At 36.7% G+C, this 19,208-nt stretch carries 12 protein-coding genes and 1 tRNA gene; 7 read left to right on the forward strand and 6 right to left on the reverse strand.

The window, feature by feature from the left end:
• Positions 1-32 precede the first annotated feature (32 nt).
• Complete coding sequence (locus tag AN34_RS19060; RefSeq protein WP_029288173.1) at positions 33-356, forward strand: DUF3276 family protein; 324 nt, start codon at positions 33-35, stop codon at positions 354-356.
• Positions 357-441: 85 nt separating this feature from the next.
• Here the strand turns inward: AN34_RS19060 and AN34_RS19065 are convergent, their stop codons facing one another.
• Positions 442-903, reverse strand: a complete 462-nt coding sequence (locus AN34_RS19065) for a DUF5362 family protein (RefSeq protein WP_029288175.1) — start codon at positions 901-903, stop codon at positions 442-444.
• Between the two features lie 187 nt (positions 904-1,090).
• On the opposite strand from AN34_RS19065, the gene ychF reads away from it, so the two are divergent.
• Positions 1,091-2,191, forward strand: coding sequence for a redox-regulated ATPase YchF (gene ychF / locus AN34_RS19070; RefSeq protein WP_029288178.1), 1,101 nt, complete (start codon positions 1,091-1,093; stop codon positions 2,189-2,191).
• 181 nt (positions 2,192-2,372) lie between these two features.
• Here the strand turns inward: ychF and AN34_RS19075 are convergent, their stop codons facing one another.
• Both AN34_RS19075 and mgtE read right to left on the reverse strand, forming a co-directional pair.
• Positions 2,373-2,990: an HAD hydrolase-like protein gene (locus AN34_RS19075; protein ID WP_036677535.1), complete on the reverse strand. Its 618-nt coding sequence runs from the start codon at positions 2,988-2,990 to the stop codon at positions 2,373-2,375.
• A gap of 5 nt (positions 2,991-2,995) precedes the next feature.
• The gene (gene mgtE / locus AN34_RS19080) at positions 2,996-4,372 is read right to left on the reverse strand and encodes a magnesium transporter (protein WP_029288182.1); all 1,377 of its coding nucleotides are present in this window, start codon (positions 4,370-4,372) and stop codon (positions 2,996-2,998) included.
• 514 nt (positions 4,373-4,886) lie between these two features.
• Here mgtE and AN34_RS19085 point away from each other — a divergent pair.
• On the forward strand, positions 4,887-7,898 hold the full coding sequence (locus AN34_RS19085; RefSeq protein ID WP_051666723.1) for a SusC/RagA family TonB-linked outer membrane protein: 3,012 nt from the start codon (positions 4,887-4,889) through the stop codon (positions 7,896-7,898).
• A gap of 22 nt (positions 7,899-7,920) precedes the next feature.
• The gene (locus AN34_RS19090; RefSeq protein WP_029288186.1) at positions 7,921-9,318 is read left to right on the forward strand and encodes a SusD/RagB family nutrient-binding outer membrane lipoprotein; all 1,398 of its coding nucleotides are present in this window, start codon (positions 7,921-7,923) and stop codon (positions 9,316-9,318) included.
• 225 nt (positions 9,319-9,543) lie between these two features.
• Here AN34_RS19090 and AN34_RS19095 read toward each other — a convergent pair.
• Positions 9,544-9,615 (reverse strand) — tRNA-Arg (locus AN34_RS19095).
• A 264-nt stretch (positions 9,616-9,879) separates the two neighbouring features.
• On the opposite strand from AN34_RS19095, the gene AN34_RS19100 reads away from it, so the two are divergent.
• The 3 genes from AN34_RS19100 to AN34_RS19110 all read left to right on the forward strand — a co-directional run bounded on the left by AN34_RS19100 (position 9,880) and on the right by AN34_RS19110 (position 18,138).
• Positions 9,880-11,409: a GAF domain-containing protein gene (locus AN34_RS19100; RefSeq protein ID WP_029288189.1), complete on the forward strand. Its 1,530-nt coding sequence runs from the start codon at positions 9,880-9,882 to the stop codon at positions 11,407-11,409.
• Between the two features lie 6 nt (positions 11,410-11,415).
• Complete coding sequence (locus AN34_RS19105; protein WP_029288191.1) at positions 11,416-16,251, forward strand: chemotaxis protein CheB; 4,836 nt, start codon at positions 11,416-11,418, stop codon at positions 16,249-16,251.
• A 195-nt stretch (positions 16,252-16,446) separates the two neighbouring features.
• Entirely contained in the window at positions 16,447-18,138 is a 1,692-nt protein-coding gene (locus tag AN34_RS19110; RefSeq protein WP_029288194.1) for a glycosyltransferase family 39 protein, read from the forward strand.
• A gap of 47 nt (positions 18,139-18,185) precedes the next feature.
• On the opposite strand, the gene AN34_RS19115 is transcribed toward AN34_RS19110, so the two are convergent.
• Positions 18,186-18,629: a hypothetical protein gene (locus tag AN34_RS19115; protein ID WP_029288196.1), complete on the reverse strand. Its 444-nt coding sequence runs from the start codon at positions 18,627-18,629 to the stop codon at positions 18,186-18,188.
• Between the two features lie 174 nt (positions 18,630-18,803).
• On the reverse strand, positions 18,804-19,169 hold the full coding sequence (locus AN34_RS19120) for a hypothetical protein (protein WP_029288198.1): 366 nt from the start codon (positions 19,167-19,169) through the stop codon (positions 18,804-18,806).
• Between the last annotated feature and the right edge of the window lie 39 nt (positions 19,170-19,208).

Genomic DNA, 19,208 nt, shown 5'->3' on the forward strand with positions numbered 1-19,208 from the left:
ACCGAAACCAAAAACCAACATCAATACCAACCATGGGAGAATTCGACAACAAGGAAAGAGAAGAAGTTTTTTCAAAGAAAGTAAGAGCAGGCAAGAGAACTTATTTCTTCGACGTGAAGGCTACTCGCTCAGGTGATTATTATTTAACAGTTACCGAGAGCAAGAAAAGATTAGAAGACGGTGTATTCGTTAAACATAAGATTTTCTTGTATAAAGAGGACTTTGAGAAATTTACAGAAGGCTTAAATGAAACTGTTGATTACATTAAATCTCATCAGGATGTGGTTGAAAAACGTTATGAATATTCTGAAAATGGAGAACATAGCACCAAAACATCTGACGATTTTTCGTTTTAATTTAAATATATAAGAAAGCCTTTGCGAAAACAAAGGCTTTTTTTATGCATTAAATTTTCAGTAATCTAGAATTGATAAACAGTGTTTATGCTACAGCTAGTCCTGCTCCTACTAAAAATATTAATAAAAAGTAGCCAACAATTACAGTAATTGTAATGATTCCCCAAAATTTAAACAACGATTTTACATTTTGCATTGCGGTGTTTAAACTTTCCTGATTTCCAAATAGCACGCCTTGTTTTCCATTGTTGGAGATTCTAAACAGTAACAAGCTTGGATAGAAATAAAACAGCCCTAAAATTAGATAAACAATGGTTATAGCGGTTGAACTTCCTTGCCCTAAAGTACCTAATTGTTTGGCCAGCATTGGATTGCTTGCAATCATTGATGGGATCGAAAACGAAATTAAAACCAGCAGTGCTGAAAACACAAATCCAACAATCGATAAAAATTTCGCCCATTTGGTGATATCATAAAGGTAACTACGCATTTCTTCTGTTACCACTAATTTCACTTCCTGAGGTACACCCTCCTCTAAATCTTCCATATTAATAATTGTAATTTTGGATAAACTTAGATAAAATATCCATCTGCTACAAATAACCTGCTTTAATTAAAGAGTTTAAAAGCTTATCTTTGCCGCCTGAAAAAGGTGAAAGGTGAAAGGTGAAAGGTGAAAGGTGAAAGGTGAAAGGTGAAAGGTGAAAGCGTAAATCGTAAATTAAAAAATATAAATGGCATTACAATGTGGTATAGTTGGTCTACCAAACGTAGGTAAATCGACGCTTTTTAACTGTTTATCCAATGCAAAGGCGCAAGCTGCAAACTTCCCTTTTTGTACTATAGAACCCAATGTTGGTGTAATTACGGTACCGGATGACAGGCTAACCAAACTGGCCGAGCTGGTTAAACCTAACAAAGTACAGCCTAATACTATTGAAATTGTAGATATTGCAGGTTTAGTTAAGGGAGCATCGAAGGGTGAAGGTTTAGGTAACCAGTTTTTAGGAAATATACGGGCTACAAATGCGATCATTCATGTTTTACGTTGTTTTGATGATGGTAATGTGATCCATGTTGATGGTTCAGTTGATCCTATCCGTGATAAAGAAATTATTGATACAGAATTACAGCTAAAGGATTTGGATACGGTTGACAAGCGCATCCAGAAGGTAGAAAAAATGGCTAAAACTGGTGGTGATAAGGATGCAAAACGCACTTATGAAATATTATCAGTTGTAAAAACACACTTAGAAAATGGCAAATCTATCCGTACTGCTTCTTTAGCACAAGAAGATTTCGACTATATTGAAGACTTGGGCTTATTAACTCAAAAGCCAGTAATGTACGTTTGTAATGTAGATGAAGCTTCTGTAGTAACCGGAAACAAATACGTTGATCTGGTAAAAGCAAGCGTAGCTGATGAGCGTGCCGAAGTGTTGGTTATCTCTGCAAAAATTGAATCTGAAATTGCAGAATTGGATAGCTATGAAGAACGTCAGGAGTTTTTAGCTGATTTAGGCTTGGATGAATCTGGCGTAAATAAATTAATTCGTACAGCCTATAAATTATTAAACCTTTATACTTATTTCACTGCAGGTGTTCAGGAAGTTCGTGCATGGACCATTACCAAAGGTTTTACTGCTCCTCAGGCTGCAGGTGTAATCCACACTGATTTCGAAAAAGGCTTTATTCGTGCAGAAGTAATTAAATATAATGATTTCGTTACTTTAGGTTCAGAAAATGCTTGTAAAGATGCTGGTAAACTAGGTGTTGAAGGCAAAACTTACGTGGTAGAAGATGGAGATATTATGCACTTCAGGTTTAACGTTTAATAATCAAGAGTTAGTGACTTTAATAATCAAAAGTTACTAACTTTTATTGTCAACCGACTGGGAAAATTAGTAACTCTATCTTTAATAATCAAGAGTTACTAACTTTTACTGTCAACCAATTTGGAAAGTTAGTAACTCTAATGTCTAAATATTCCTCGACATTAACAATTCAAATACTGGCCTAAATCTCCAATCCATAAGCCGCAAGCTGCACCTTAGTATCTTCATAACTGGTATGATAAATCCCTTGCAATCCTAAACCTTCAGCTACCTGAACAAAAAGCATCCGGTCATCAATATATAAACTGGTCGCAACATCACTTTGCGAAATATCTATCGCAACTTTGAAAATATCAGCATCGGGTTTACGGAAGTGTACAAAACTGGATGATACAAAGAAATCTACAAATTCATTCAATTTAAAGGTATTGATTCGGTATTGATTAAGTTCTCTGCCCTCATTGCTGATTACTGCAACCTTTAAATTGTATTTCCTCTTCAAATCGCAGATTAACTGAATCATTTCTGGATAGGGCAATGATTTTTTGAACATAAATTCTTTAAAATCATCATAAGTAAAGTTCCGTGGTTTAAAAAATACGATCCGTTCCAGATATTCATCAAGTGTTAATTTTCCAACCTCGTAAGTATCAAAGGTTAAATGGTGACGTTCTTCTAAATCAACTGAATCTAAATCAAAAAGCACTGAGGCTTCTCCCCTGGCGTGCCTGTCCCAACCATTGGTAAGCAATACGCCACCAATATCTGTAAAAAGTGTGGTTATTTTCTTTTCCATCATTCTGTTTATAATAAAACTCCTTTTAAAATTAATACGGCTACGCTAAAGTAGATAACAATACCGGTTACATCCACCATGGTTGCCACAAATGGTGCTGATGAGGTTGCCGGATCGAGCTTAAGCTTTTTAAGAATAATGGGCATCATAGAACCGATTAAACTCCCCCATAATACAATACCAACCAGTGTAAAAAATATGGTGGAAGCGATTAAGAAAAAATGTGGCCCGTAATCATATAGGTGAAGTTGTTGCCAGGTGATGATGCGGATGAAGCCTATTGTTCCTAATATTACGCCAAGCATGGTTCCAGAAATCAGCTCGCGGCGCATTACACGCCACCATTCTGCAATAGTTACTTCTCCAAGTGCCATCGCCTGTATAATCAATGTTGAAGCCTGCGAACCACTATTACCACCACTACTCATAATTAAGGGAATAAATAATGAAAGTACTACAGCCTTTTCGAGTTCTATTTCAAAGTGCTGCATCGCTGTTGCGGTTAACATCTCCCCTAAAAAGAGTACAATTAACCACCCTGCACGTTTCTTTACCAATTTTAAAATCGGAATATCTAAGTAGGGTTCATCCAAAGCTTCTGTACCACCAATCTTGTGCATATCTTCAGTATACTCTTCATTAGCAATCCAAAGGATATCATCAACTGTTACAATCCCCAAAAGGATATTATTTTCATCCACAACAGGTAAAGCAACCCGATTATTCATCCTAAAAATGTTAATGGCATCTTCCTGTGGATCATTTGCCTTTAAAGCGATAAAACGTTTGTCGGTTAATTCCCCAATTATCGAATCCGGATCTGCCAGTAAAACTTCACGAATTCTGATATCATCCAGCAATACGCCATCTTTATCGATTACATATACCACATCAATAGTTTCGGAGTTTTTTCCATAACGACGGATATGAGATAGCACCCTTGCTACAGACCATTCTGGTTTTACAGCAATATAATCTGGCGTCATTAACCGGCCAATACTATATTCGTTATAACCTAAAAGCGCAAGTGATTCTTTACGCTCTTCGGATGGTAAAAGAGAAATCATTTTCTTTACCACATCACCTTTCATCTCGCCAAAAAGTGCGGTACGATCATCAGGTGGTAAATCTTTTATAATTTGATTTAACTTATTACCTGAAAGCTTTTTAATGATCCGTTCCTGGGTAGGAAAATCGAGAATACGGAATACGTTTACAGCCCTGTTGAGGGAAATGGTTTCAATGAATTTGGCTGCACATTGTGGAAGTTCATCAATCAATTCTTCTACATCAGAGATATTCAGCCCATCAAGATATTTCTTTAAGGCAATATCGTCTTGTTTTTCAAGTAGTTCCTGAACCTCTTCTACAACCATTTCTTCCATAAACAACTATTTAATTTAATACATGCCAAAACCTCTGTTAGCGGTTCGCAAAGGTGCATTTTTATTTTTTAAAAAGCCAATGGTGCATCTTTTAATTCATGATGTATGTGGTCTAAATAATCGCTAAAAGCCTTTAAATGAAATGATATTGATCTTCAAACATGAGGATTTAATAATTCTTTAATATTATGGACATACCGATATCGCCGCCTCAAAAATTTGGAACTACTTTTCATTTTCTACTTCACCATTAAAGTATGGTTTTGATTTTTCAGGCAAAAAAAATTATAGATCGTATTACCATGTTAAAAGTGTAAGCTTCATTGTTGAGAATGCTGAAATTATGAAATTAAGGATTAATAGGAGTTCATTATTGTACACATTTTATACTTCCATCCGATGCTTTTAACATTTGCGTAACATTCTTGTTAAATTATGGTTAATACCTGATAAAATCCTCAAATGATCTGGATTGTAAGTCACTTAAATTTGAGCAGACTAACAACCAAACTACATGATAACCAAACTCAAAACTGCCTTTCTTGCAGTAGCTATGCTCTGTTTTATACAGTTGCAAGCTCAAACGTCTCTCATTAGTGGTACAATTACAACTGCTGATGGAATGCCCATACCCGGCATTTCAGTTAAGGTAAAAGGTACATCCCAGGGCGTATCAACAGATGCTCAAGGAAAATTTTCTATTAAGAGCGCTAATCCATCTGTACTCATCATTAGCGGAATAGGCTACCAGACCAGAGAATTTGCCTATACCGGGCAAAGTACGTTGTCCATTGAGCTCAAAGATGATCAGCAGAACCTAAACGAAGTAGTGGTTACCGCATTGGGCGTTAGGCGTGAAAAACGTAACCTTACTTACAGTTCGCAAGAGGTAAAAGGAGAACAACTCACCCAAACTAAAGAACCCAATCTAGTAAATGCACTGGCGGGTAAAGTTTCAGGCGTACAAATTACCAGTTCATCCGGTACACCAGGCAGCTCATCCAGAATTGTAATTAGGGGTGCCAATTCCCTTTACGGAAATAATGAAGCTTTAATGGTAATCGATGGTATTCCTGTAAACAATGATGAAACAGGAAACCTGAATTCAGGTCCGGGAACGAATAGAATAGCAGATTTGGATCCTAATATTATTGAAAGTATCAACGTTTTAAAAGGAGGAGCAGCCACGGCACTTTATGGTTCTGATGGTGCAAAAGGTGTCATAATTATCACTACAAAGACCGGAATGCAAAACAAGAAACCTACATTAAGTTTTTCATCTTCATTCTCTCTAGAGACACCATTGTTACCGGAGATTCAGAATAAATATTCGCTAGGATCAAACGGGGTGTACTTTGATGGCGTAAATCAAAAAACAAGTACCTCTTGGGGAGCAAGAATGGATACCCTCAAAATAAACGGGCAACCGGCAAAGGTTTATGATCAATCAGATTTATTCTTCAGAACCGGCAAAACCTATACCAATACCATCGGCCTAAATGGTGGTGGTGCATCAGGTACTTATTTCCTATCCTATACCAATCTTTCGCAAGATGGTACGGTACCACAAACCTCCTTTGACAGAAATACGGTTTTTGGAAAATTCAGCACACAAATACTTAAAAACCTTGACGTTACTTTTTCTCTTAATTATGCCAACACTAAAAACAATAGATTACCTGAAGGTTATGCTTTAGAGAGTCCGGTTTGGACAATCTTTACCGCACCAGTCTCTTATGACCTTCAACCTTCACTTAATTCAGACGGGACACAACGGTTATACCGTTTTTCAAGAAACAATCCGTACTGGGTATTGGATAATATTAGCAACACATCAGTAGTTAATCGGTTTTTACCCACTTTTAATGCCAACTATAAGCCATTGAGCTGGTTAACCATTACAGAACGTTTTGGTGCTGATGTATATACCGAACAAGGGAAGTATCATGAATCTTTACTTTCTGTATCAAATCCCAATGGTAGGATAGTAAACAGTAATTCAAATTTCAGACAATATAACAATGACTTAATTATCGGAGCCAATCACAGCTTTGGCGATTTTAATATCGATGCCATTTTAGGTAATAATATCATCTCTACCTATTATGAAAATGCTTATGCCAACGGACTTGGGATTACTGTTCCCGGATTTGATAACATAGGATCTACTTCTACGGTTAAATTTACGGAAACCAGCTACTTAAGTAGAAAAATAGGATTTTATCTACAATCTAATATCGATTATAAAAGGTTCCTGATTCTTTCTCTTACCGGACGGTATGACGGAACTTCTGTATTGGCCAAAAACAATAGCTTTTATCCTTATGGATCTGCAGCTACAAGTTTTATTTTCTCTAATTTCTTTTCAAAAGAAGTTTCCGATATCATGAGTTTTGGAAAGTTAAGGGTATCATATAGTACCGTTGGAAATGCCAGTATTGGCCCATATAGCCTGCTTACACCTTATGAATCACAAACAGTAAGAAACATCGCCTTTCCATATCAAGGTCAATCGGGCTTTTTGATTAGTACGGTATTAAGTGATCCTAACTTAAAAAATGAACGGATTAACGAATTTGAGGTAGGCCTGGAAACTGGTTTCTTTAAAAACCGTATAGGTTTGGAAGTAACTTATTTCGATAAAAAGACCGTAAACGGAATTATTCCTAACGTAGCACTTGCGCCTTCAACAGGATTTAATTCAACCAGTGTAAATACCGCATCCATGCGCAACAGAGGCATAGAAGTACTTTTAAATGCTAAACCCATTAAAACAGAAAATTTTAGCTGGGATTTGACATTAAATTATAGCAGAATCAGAAATAAAGTATTGTCTATCTATAATAACCTGAACCAGATTGGTAATGGTTTTACCTTTATTCTGGCCAATCAACCTTATGGTGTAATTTATGGAACCCGTTATGCCAGAAACAGTGAGGGCAAATTATCCATAGGTGATGATGGATTACCATTCGCAGCAGATGAGCAAGGCATCATTGGTAACATTAATCCGGATTGGATGGGCGGCATTATCAATAACTTTAAGTACAAGCAATTTACCTTAAGTTTCTCTTTTGATATGAAAAAAGGTGGTGATATTCAGAATAATGTTGATGGCTATGGCTATTTTTACGGTACACCAAAAGTAACTGAAAACCGTGAACCACGCGTAGTAGAAGGCGTTAATGCCACCACCGGGTTACCCAATACAGTGTCAGTTTCTGGCCAGGCTTATTACCAAAGAATTAATAGTATCCTCGAATCCGTAATTCAGGATGGTACTTACGTTAAATTAAGAAATGTAAGTTTTGGATATAATTTCAAACCAACCTGGCTTCAAAAAACACCATTTAAAACGATGGGCATACAGGTTACAGGTAGAAATTTATGGATTTACGCACCACACTTTACTGGTGGAGACCCTGAGGTAAGTTCATTTGGCTCTTCCAATGGTTCGCAGGGAATTTATTCCTTCTCTACCCCTACTTCTAGATCAGTAGATTTTAGTTTGAAGTTAACACTGTAAGCACCACATAGCAATAATCAACATGAAAAAGATATATTATATTCTAAGTTTTGCATTGATCACAGCTTTTGCTGGCTGCAAAAAATATATAGATGTGAATAATGACCCGAACAGGCCAATTGATGTTAAGGAATCGTTAATGCTTCCCCCTATTCAAATGCTTATTTCGCAAAACATAAATGCATCTGGTGATGGAAACCTGAGTGTGATTCTTCAGCAATACCTGCAGGTGATGGCCCTAAACCAGGTGGCTCCTAATTTTGGCACTTATCAAATGTATAATGTAGATATGGATGGCGATTGGAATAGCATATACGTTCGTACCTTAAATAACCTCAATTTGTTGGGTACAAAAGCAACCACCAATGGTAATTTAAATTATGCCGCGATTTCGAAAATACTCAGTGCCTATACTTTAGGTTATACCACAGATGCTTTTGGCGATATTCCCTACAGTCAGGCTTTTAAAGGAAAAGAAATACTTACCCCTGTATACGATTCGCAACAGCAGATTTACATACAAATACAGCAGTTATTGGATGAAGGCATTGCAGATATAGACAAAAAGGCGGGTTTAGCTCCTGGCGCAGATGACCTTATCTATCTTGGCAATATGGCGAAATGGAAAAAGCTGGCCTATACCCTAAAAGCACGCTACTACATGCACCTTACCAAGGCACCAGGTACAACTGCAGCAGCACAGGCACAACTTGCTTTAACAGCACTGAGCAATGGTATGCAAAGTAACGACGACGATTTTAAAATAGCATTCAGTGGTGCTGCAGGTGCTGAAAATCCATGGCAGCAGAATTTTCTACCAAGCAGTACATTCGTTCTGGCAAATACTTTTGTTGATCAGCTTAAATTGAGAAATGACCCCAGACTCAGCAAAATGGTTAAACCTGCCGTTCAAACGGGTTTATACACCGGCAGGCAGATTGGACTTGAAGAAATCGGCAGTTTGGAATCCTATTCTATTCCGGCAGATTTTTATGCCGGCGCCAGTGCAAGTAACTATCTGGTTAATTATACGGAGGCTGCTTTCTTAAAAGCTGAAGCTACTTTGATCATTTCAGGAGCCAATGCCGCACAACCATTTTATGTGGAGGGTGTTCAGCGCCATATGGAAAAATTAGGTATAAATACAACTGACATCAACAATTATTTGGCTACAAGAGGATCACTAAATGCTAGCAATGCCATAAAATTAATTATGGAGGAAAAATCTGTGTCTAATTTTCTAAATCCAGAAAACTACACAGACTGGCGTCGTACCGGATTCCCTGTTTTATCAAAAGTAAAAAATGCATTATCAGAAATTCCGAGGAGGGTTTTGTATCCAAATTCTGAAATCATCTCCAATCCTCAACCGCAGCAAAAAGCTAAAATTACAGATCGCCTATGGTGGGATATTAATTAAAAATATTTTTTAACCAATTATTATGGAGGTTGCGTCATTGATAAAATGATCAACCTCTTTTTTTAGTAGAAAATAAATATTGGTCTAGCTAACTTTAAATAAGTTATTTTCCTCATGAAAACAGGATAAGAAGTAGCAATTAAAAATAATCAGCAGTGATTGACTTGGAAAAAGAAAGGGAGACCAGCTGATCTCCCATCTATATTTTACAACTAAAAGTTATAGTGTTCCCAGAGGGATTCGAACCCCCATCGGTGGTACCGGAAACCACAATTCTATCCATTGAACTATGGGAACTTTGAGCGGCAAAGATATAACTTGCCATCCAATTTTGATCTATTTTTGAAAAAAAATTAGTCTGATGTTATTTTCCATCAACCTTTATTGGCATTTTAAGCCCATCTCCTCAAATGTTTATACCTTATGTACCTACTGTGTTCGTCATAACCAAGATAAATCAATATTTTTACTGGCTTATAAATCAGAAACTGAATTGTGCTGGTGCTTCATAACATTAGTATAATTTGAAGAAAACAGACAGATACATAAAACAAATAATAAATGGCTGAAAACAAAAATTACGATTCACAATTCTGCGGAAACCTCGCCATACACCAGACGAATTCTATACAGGATTATGGCTATTTGTTAGTGATAGATCAGGCAAACCTTGAAATTATCCAAGGCAGTGAAAATATAGAACACATTTTAAAAAAGAAAATACAGGATTTACTGGGAGAGACTTTAGCCGCATTTCTAAATACGGAAGACCTGGCACACCTGAAAGCAGAAATCAGCAAAGGTGAACGGAGTAGATTGCCATTTCATTTCAAATTAAATCTGCCTACGGGTGCAATACCTTTGCACATACTGGCACATGTTAAAAAAGAATTTATCATTCTGGAGATAGAACAAGAAGCTGATGCTGCTGAAAAGAGTTTTACAGAAGTTTTTCAGGAAGTTCGTTCATTTATTTCTACCATAGAAAAAACGGCTAGTGTTCGTGAAATTTGTGAAGCCAGTATCAAGGAGATCAGACGTATTTCTGGCTTTGATGGCATTCGCATGTATAGCTTTGATAAAAATTGGAACGGTACAGTCATCGCAGAAGAAATTACCGGCGAGCTGGAGCATTATATCGGACAAACTTTCCCTGCATCTGATGTACCTAAGCAAGCCCGTGCACTTTATATCAAAAACCCTTACAGACTTATTCCAAACAGGCTATATCAATCATACCGCTTATACCCGGTGATTAATCCGATATCAAATGGTTTTTTAGACCTTTCTGATTGCAACCTGCGCAGTATTGCTGGTGTGCACCTCGAATATATGGCTAACATGCGGGTTACTGCTTCCATGTCTATCCGTGTAATGGTAGATGGAAACTTATGGGGGCTTATCTCCTGCCACCATCAAACCCCAAAATACCTGAGTGTAGAAAACAGATCCATATTTGAGTGGTTAAGTATGGAAATTTCGCATCGGATATCATCTGTAATTATGCAGGAATCGCTCACTTATTCCACAGAATTGCTAAAGAAGAAAGCCCAAATCACAGAAAATATTTTCTCAAAAGGCAGTATTGTTAGAGGATTAACTGAAGATCAAAACCAAAATCTGCTCTCTTTGTTTAACGCTACAGGATTTTTGGTTCACTTTAACGGATTAATATCTAAAGTAGGTGTGGTACCTGCAAATGAAGCATTAGACAACCTGATTCTGTGGATTGAGGGAAAATCATTTGTAAATGTATTCGCTACTAATAACCTTAGTGATGTATATGAAGATGCCAACCATTATTCTGATATTGCCAGCGGATTACTTGTTATACCGATTAATCCGAGTCAGGGAGATTTTATCGTTTGTTTCAGACCCGAAGTAGTTAAACGCATAAAGTGGGGTGGCGACCCCAACCAGGCCATAAACTTTGAAAAAGATGGCAAAAGTTACCATCCGCGAAATTCATTTAAGCTTTGGCTGGAAACGGTTCATGGCCAATCTGAAGAATGGTTGGAACAGGAAATGGAAACGGCAGAATCATTAAGGAATTTCCTTTTTGAATTTGGTGCTACACAGCTATACAATTAGTGCACAATGACTGAAGAGAAAACAAAAGAAGGTTTAAAAAGATACGATAAATACATTGTTGCCATTGGAGCATCTGCAGGCGGATTAGAAGCTATTCATGAGTTTTTTGATCACATGCCGGCTAATGCGAGTTTCTCCTTTGTGGTGATTCAGCATTTATCATCAGATTATAAAAGCCTATTAGTAGAGCTTGTGGGTAAGCACACCCACATGAAGGTATTCGAAGCAGCAAATGATATGACCATTCAACAAGATTGTGTATATATCATCCCCAATAATAAGCTCATGACCGTAAGTCATGGCAAATTAAGACTTGCTGATAAATCGCTGATTAAAGCACCTAATACCGCAATCGATCATTTCTTGTATACCCTGGCTAAAGATAAAAAAGAAAAAGCCATTGCCATAATCCTTTCTGGAACCGGAACTGATGGAACTAAAGGGATACAGGCCATTAAAGAAAATGGAGGAATGGTAATTGTTCAGGACCCTGCCTCAGCGAAATTTGATGGAATGCCCAATAGCGCCATCTCCTCTGGAAATGCAGATTTTATTCTTTCTCCTCCCGAAATGAGCCAGGAGCTCTTCAACTATGTAAATGAAGAACCGGTTAATGTGCTGGAGAATGGAAAAATAAATGAACAGTTATTAGAAGATATATTTAAAATCGTTCATCAACAGAGTGGTAACGATTTTAACCTCTATAAAACGCCAACCATCATCCGGAGAATTGGCCGGAGAATGAATGAAAATAGGATTAAATCGCTGGATGATTATGTTGAATTTTTAAAAACAAATAAAAAAGAACCCGGAATCCTGGCTCAGGATTTCCTGATTGGCGTAACTAAATTTTTTAGAGATGATAAGGCTTTTGAAGCCTTTAGCGAACAGCTGAACAACCTTATCGAAAAAAAGAGCAATGGCGATAACTTAAAAATATGGGTTTGTGCCTGCAGTACCGGCCAAGAGGCTTACACCGTAGCGATCCTGGCCAATGAGCTTGTAGAAAAATCAGGAAAAAAGATCGACATTAAAATTTTCGCAACAGATATTGATGACAAGAGTATCGAAATTGCCGCTAAAAATCAATATCCTGAAAGTATAAGCAAGGAAATCCCTGCTCAATATTTCAAAAAGTATTTCATTCAGGATGGAAAGTTTTATGGTGTTCTTCCATTGGTACGTAAAATGGTGGTTTTTGCTAAACATGATGTAATTAAATCACCACCATTCATCAAAAATGATATGGTTACCTGCAGGAATATGTTGATTTATGTGAACAATATCCTTCAGGAAAAGATATTATCAGTATTTCATTTTTCACTGATCAAGGGTGGCTATTTGTTTCTGGGCTCAAGTGAAACTGCTTCCTCGTTAAAGGATGGTTTTACAGAAATATCTGGCAAATGGAAGATCTACCAAAAAACAGGAAACATCAATTACGCCAGTTATAACACATACAATACAGGTACCAGATCTCAGCTGGAAAAGGATAAGAAGAAAAATATTGCGGCAGACTTTGCAATGAGTCCGATAGAAAAAAGTTTTAGCAACTTTTTAACTAAAGACCTTGGCTATGCCGGAATATATGTAGATAAATCTTACATCATGCAGGATGCCATTGGCGATTATCGCCAATACCTTTCCTTACCCGAAGAGAAAATAGAATTAAATATTTTAAAAATGGTGCCCAAAGAGGTATCCATTATTCTAAATACAGCCCTCCGCAAAGCATGGAAAGATCATATTCCTACACATTTAAAAAGGGTTCGTTTTAATAAAAAAGACCACGAAACTTATTTAAACATCTCCATTCAACCACCAGAATTAGACAATAGCCTTAGCTTTACGCTAATTATTTTTGGTGAAAGTACAATGGAAACCATTCCTGAAAAGGATGATCATGGTATGTTTGAAACCCATGATGGAAACCAAAACGAATATATTTTTGAACTTGAAGCCGAATTAAACGAAACCCGAAATAACCTTCAAATGGCTGTAGAAGAAATGGAAACCACTAATGAGGAACTCCAGTCTACCAATGAAGAATTGCTTTCGGCCAATGAGGAACTTCAATCCAGCAATGAAGAACTTCAATCTCTGAATGAAGAATTACATACCCTAAATACAGAACACCAGATTAAGATCAAAGACCTGGTAGACCTGAATGATGATCTGGATAACTATTTCAGGAGTACAGATATCGGACAGATTTTCGTTGATGCGGGCATGTTCATTAGAAAATTTAATGGTGCAGCTATTGGTATGGTTAACCTGATTGAGGCTGATATTGGCCGTTCGATAGCACATATTTCTAACAATATTAAAGCGCAAAATCTCAATCAAGATATCCAACAGGTACTAAAAGATGGGCATGTAATCGAAAAGGAAGTGCAAACGCATAATGGACACAGTTGCCTCATGCGCATTATGCCCTATATCAGAAAGGATAGAAAAACAGATGGCGTAGTGATCACTTTCGTTGATATTTCTAAACTAACTGAACTAAATAATATTATCAGCGGTGTATTTAATGCCAGTTTGAACGGGGTATTGGCTTTCAAAGCGGTGCGGAACAAGCAACATTTTATTACCGATTTTGAATGTATTTCCTTTAATCAGGCTTCGCTTCATATTCTAAAAAGAACGCACGAGTCTTTATACCAATCAAAAATACTCGAGAACCTGCCAGAGCTTTCTGGCAGTAACCTCATGGATAAATATATTGGCGTTGTAGAAAAGGGAATTACGCTGCAAATGCAGTTTAAATTAAATGATCAGACCTGGCTTGAACTTGTGGCGGTTAAAATGTCTGATGGTTTTGCAGCAACCCTAACAGATATTACCAAGCAAAAAGTTGCAGAAGAAAAACTGAAAAGAAACTACAATGAGCTGCTTGGAACCCGAGAAAACCTGAAATATTTAAACGCTGCATTGGAACAGAAGGTACAGGAAAGAACCATGCGCCTATCAGAAAGTGAAACCCGTTTTAACCTTGTTGCCCAGGCCACCAATGATACCATTTGGGATTGGAACCTTGCCGACAACACCATGTGGCGAAGCCAGAATTTCACCAGGATGTTTGGTTATGAAAATGTACCTGAAAATCAAAACATTTCTTTCTATTTTGATATCATTCATCCTGATGACAGACAAAGCGTTAAGGATAGTGTTTACAGTGCGGTAAATCAAGGAACCGAGCAATGGACTGCCCAGTATAGGTTAAAAAAGGCCGATGGCAGTTTTGCCACTATTTTAGATAGAGGAAGCATTTTACTGGATGAAAATCAGGTACCTTACCGAATGGTGGGTTCTATACTGGATATCTCGGTTTTGGCGGATACTGAAACAAAATTAAGTTCTACAGAGCGAAAGTTCAGAAAGATATTCGATTCTAATGTAATTGGTATGATGTTCTCGAATGTTGATTCAGGAAAAATTGAAACAGCAAACCGAAGCTTTTTAGAAATGCTGGGTTACACTGCTGAAGATTTTGCACAAGGTAATATCAACTGGAAATCACTTACACCGGATGACTACATGCCGATCAGCAAAATTTCGGCAGAATTATTAAAATCTAAAGGTTTTTGCCCTCCATTTGAAAAACAATACCTCACCAAAAGCGGGAAGAAATTAGATGTATTAATAGGCTCTGCTATTCTGGATGATGAAAACCGGAGTGATGCCGTAACCTATATCATTGATATTAGCAAGCAAAAACATAATGAGAAAAGACGGAATGAACTTCAACACCTGATCAAAAAACAGCAGGATGAGTTTTACAGTATTTTCAAAAAAGCCCCGGCTTTAATTAGTATTCGCCGGGGTAAAAACCTGGTGTTCGAATTTGTGAATGAATCTTTTGCAAACTTTGATGGTGGCGAAAGTTACATTGGCGAAACCATGAAACCCGATTCACAATTTGCCAACCCCGAGCTTAAAGCCATAGAGCAACAGGTAATGGCAACAGGTAAAACATTTATTGCCAATGCTTATTTACTTCAGCTAAAAGATAAGGCATCAGGAAAAGTAACAGACAGTTGGTTTGATTTAATCCTTAATCCGGTATTTTCTGCAGATGGTGTAATTGATGGTATATCTTTCTTTGGCTTTGAGGTAACCGATTTAATCATTGCACAAAGAACCACCAGGGCCCTCATGAATAAAAAGGATGAATTTATGAGTATAGCCAGTCATGAATTAAAAACACCAATTACCAGTATAAAGGGCTATCTTCAATTTGCGATGAAAATGGCAAAAGAAGAGAAATTTGGCCACATTCTGGAATTTGTAAGTAAAGCCAACCGGCAAATTGGTAAACTAACCAGGTTAGTTGATGATTTGCTTGATGTAACTAAAATTCAGGCAGGTAAACTTACCTTTACCATCTCTACTTTTAATATTGAAGAGGTTGTTGCAGAAGCTGTTGATGGCGTACAGGGAAATCTTGGTAAACAAACCATCTTTACAGATATAGATGATGTATTAATCTCTGCTGATAAGAACAGAATAGAACAGGTAATATCAAATTTTCTTTCTAATGCGCTAAAATATTCGCCAGATGGAAAAGAAATCAGAATCGCTGCGAAATCAAACGGAAAAATCCTTAGGCTCTCTGTAAAAGATCAGGGAATTGGTATTCCAAAAGATAAGGCAGAATTAATTTTCGATCGCTTTTTCAGGGTTGATGAGTCTTCCAATCATTTCTCCGGACTTGGCCTTGGTCTCTACATTTCTGCACAGATTATAGAGCGGCACGCCGGGAAAATTGGAGTAAACAGTGAAATTAACTCCGGTTCTGAATTTTGGTTTGAGATTCCGTTAAAGCACCCATCAGCATGATAAAAATTAAATAATGATAAAATAATATTTTATAAATCAATCCATAGCATTTGCTGTTATTTAGGATAGGTTTCATCCAATTATGATTAAAAGAACAAACCTTACCAAATACAGTATGCAAAAAATATTATGGGTTAACATCCTTTTGCCACAGTTAAGAATAAGCAAACCATTTAAAATTGCTTATTGCAGCTAATGGATATTTTAAGCAGAAATTATTTTAATGTATCAAATCTTAAAAAACTTGATGAAACCAACAACATAGCGTTTGTTAAACCCACCAATTGTGACTATAAATTAGATCGCAGTATCTGGCTGCTCCTCGCCTTTTTTGGCTTGTTAAAATTTAGTATCCACTTATCTGGCATTTCCAATTATGGTCTTCATGCAGATGAGTTGTATTACATTTCACTCAGTGAAAAGTTTGCCTGGGGCTTTCTGGATATTTCTCCATTCGTTACCTGGATCGCAAAAGCCTCATCTGCTCTATTTGGATCTTCGATTATTGCATGGAGAATCATTCCTTGTATGTTCGCCTCGGCAACCGTTATGCTCACTGGTTTAATGGCGCATTACTTGGGCGGCAAAAAGCTAGGCATTACCATTGCCTGCTCTGCTATTATTTGTTCACCTGCGTTTCTTGCTACGTCATACCTTTTACAACCTGTTGTTTTTGATGAATTTTTCTGGGCGCTTCTGGCCTTTTCCATACTGAGGTATCAGCAAACTCAAAAAACAATGTTCTTATACTTCACCGCCTTAACATTGGGTTTTGGAATGCTTAACAAGTATACCATTGGCATGTACCTTGTCGCTATTTTACTGGGGTGCATAATGGTATACGCCAAGAATTTAAAAATGAACTGGCGCATCCTTCCTGGCCCGCTTTTGCTTTTCATATTGATAATGATGCCTAACCTGGTTTGGCAGTGGGCATACGACTTTCCTATTTTCGGTTACCTAACGTTGGTGGGTACAAAAGCACTTTCATTTGATGTATTGGATTACATCTTTCAATTGTTTTTCTTTCATGGTGCTGGTGTAGCCGTATGGACAGCTGGATTTCTCTTTCTTTTAATGAAGAAAAATGAAAGTAAGTTTAATTTAGTATGGCCCATTACACTGGTGATCCTCGTTATTTTACTTGCATTTTTAAAAGGTAAACTTTATTACGGATTGGGGATGTTTCCTGTTTTATTTGCTGCCGGGGGCTGCTGCTGGGAAATGATTCTTTCAGCTAAAAAGCAAGCAAAATTTATATTTGTAGCCACTATTTATTTGTTTGGTTTGCTTTGCTTGCCGCTGGTGATTCCCATTTTGCCGATTTCGATTTGCAGGCAATACATCAAAAAAATGGTTTCTTATACGGCCTTCTCCCGACCTCTAGTTTGGGAAGATGGAACAAGTGGTACCATTCCTCAATTTTTTGCTGATATGTCTGGATGGGAAAGCCTGTCTGGCGATATCAACAAGGTTTCGGGTAAAGAACAGAATAGAAAACCCATTGCTGTACTAACCAACAGTTATGCGATTGCAGGCGCACTGAAATATTATTCAAAGTTATTAGCCCCGCAAGTAATCTCGGCCAATAATAGCTTCATGCTCGAATCTCCAAATAATCTTCCTTCTGGCACCATCCTTTACCTATCCAGAGATGCTAAAGAAATGGTAGCTAAAATGGCTCGTCACGTATCACTCTACAAGCAATTAAAATTGGAAAACTCACATTTGAAAGGAGTCAATATTTATATCCTATCTGATGTAAATGAAGTCTTCAGAAAAAAATATACACAAGACAGGAGGCAATTTTTTCATTCCGAAGAATTGATAAATCCTAATAAAACATCTACACTTTTATCAAACCTTATAGGTTTTAAAAATCGGTAAGTCTACTTATTCATAGCGATAAATAAGAGATAACCATTTTGCTCTAATTAGTTGAAATATTTATAAGTTTTTTTAAGGATTTCAAATAGTTCTATCGGCTCTTCGTTTACCATAGAGGCTTCATAGATACTTTCTTGCAAATCTAGCCTATCCTGGTTTAGTATAAATTTGACAGCATAATAAATCGCCATTGAGGCTCTTGCCTTGGAGAAGTATAAAAGAGCTTCCTGAGTATTACCTCTTTCATCCAAATCATAATATTTTTCATCAAATTCCTGGGCTATATCAAGAATTTTTAGCATATCTGGTATTTCGAATGTTGAATTTATTTCTATTTTTTCTATAACCTGCGACATAAACACATGATATTCCAAATGGGCAGCATGATATGAATAATTACACGTTAGGATCATTATTTTGTTAAGCTGATTTACATTCACTTTTGTGATGTCATTCGCAAGTTCAATATTTATATTTTCTAATCTCTCCATTATGATACAGCCTCTGCAAAAAAAAATGTTTAAGACATCATATAAACTACTATTTCATTTCTCAATATTTTCTCCTAATGCGAATTAAGTCTAATCTTAAAAAATAATTTATAGTTCTTAGCGGTAAAAATCACACGATCGAAGCTATCTCGAGAATCGCACACATAAGCTAGGCTAAAGCACATCAATAAAATCCTTTTTAGATAGTTTATCATTTAATTCTAAATTAAATGAATAATTTTCATCATAAAATATAATGTGAGCAGTTGATGGCATAAATTCCCTACAATAAAGCGAGCATTTATAAAGCAATAGATAGTCTTCAGATTCGAGCATAAATGTACTGCCATCTTTATCTAATTTTCCTTCTAATACATCTTTATCATTTTGAGTTATAGACCAAGTAAAAGAATATTTTCTGCTTTCATCTTCAATTTTATTTATAATAACTTCCTTCCAATTTGTTCTCAAAGCCTCAATAAATACATCTTTATCAACAGCCCAATCTGGTTTTGCTAATGGTGAAATAAATATCTTCATTTTTTATTTTAATAAAATATAAAAAATTACTGTAATCGT

Origin of the sequence: Pedobacter sp. R20-19 (assembly GCF_000708265.2) — a bacterium.
In the GTDB taxonomy this organism is placed as follows: Bacteria; Bacteroidota; Bacteroidia; order Sphingobacteriales; family Sphingobacteriaceae; genus Pedobacter.

Coding starts and splice junctions, on each gene's coding strand:
- AN34_RS19060 (WP_029288173.1), top strand. CDS start 33: ATGGGAGAATTCGACAACAAGGAAAGAGAAGAAGTTTTTTCAAAGAAA.
- AN34_RS19065 (WP_029288175.1), bottom strand. CDS start 903: ATGGAAGATTTAGAGGAGGGTGTACCTCAGGAAGTGAAATTAGTGGTA.
- ychF (WP_029288178.1), top strand. CDS start 1,091: ATGGCATTACAATGTGGTATAGTTGGTCTACCAAACGTAGGTAAATCG.
- AN34_RS19075 (WP_036677535.1), bottom strand. CDS start 2,990: ATGATGGAAAAGAAAATAACCACACTTTTTACAGATATTGGTGGCGTA.
- mgtE (WP_029288182.1), bottom strand. CDS start 4,372: ATGGAAGAAATGGTTGTAGAAGAGGTTCAGGAACTACTTGAAAAACAA.
- AN34_RS19085 (WP_051666723.1), top strand. CDS start 4,887: ATGATAACCAAACTCAAAACTGCCTTTCTTGCAGTAGCTATGCTCTGT.
- AN34_RS19090 (WP_029288186.1), top strand. CDS start 7,921: ATGAAAAAGATATATTATATTCTAAGTTTTGCATTGATCACAGCTTTT.
- AN34_RS19100 (WP_029288189.1), top strand. CDS start 9,880: ATGGCTGAAAACAAAAATTACGATTCACAATTCTGCGGAAACCTCGCC.
- AN34_RS19105 (WP_029288191.1), top strand. CDS start 11,416: ATGACTGAAGAGAAAACAAAAGAAGGTTTAAAAAGATACGATAAATAC.
- AN34_RS19110 (WP_029288194.1), top strand. CDS start 16,447: ATGGATATTTTAAGCAGAAATTATTTTAATGTATCAAATCTTAAAAAA.
- AN34_RS19115 (WP_029288196.1), bottom strand. CDS start 18,629: ATGGAGAGATTAGAAAATATAAATATTGAACTTGCGAATGACATCACA.
- AN34_RS19120 (WP_029288198.1), bottom strand. CDS start 19,169: ATGAAGATATTTATTTCACCATTAGCAAAACCAGATTGGGCTGTTGAT.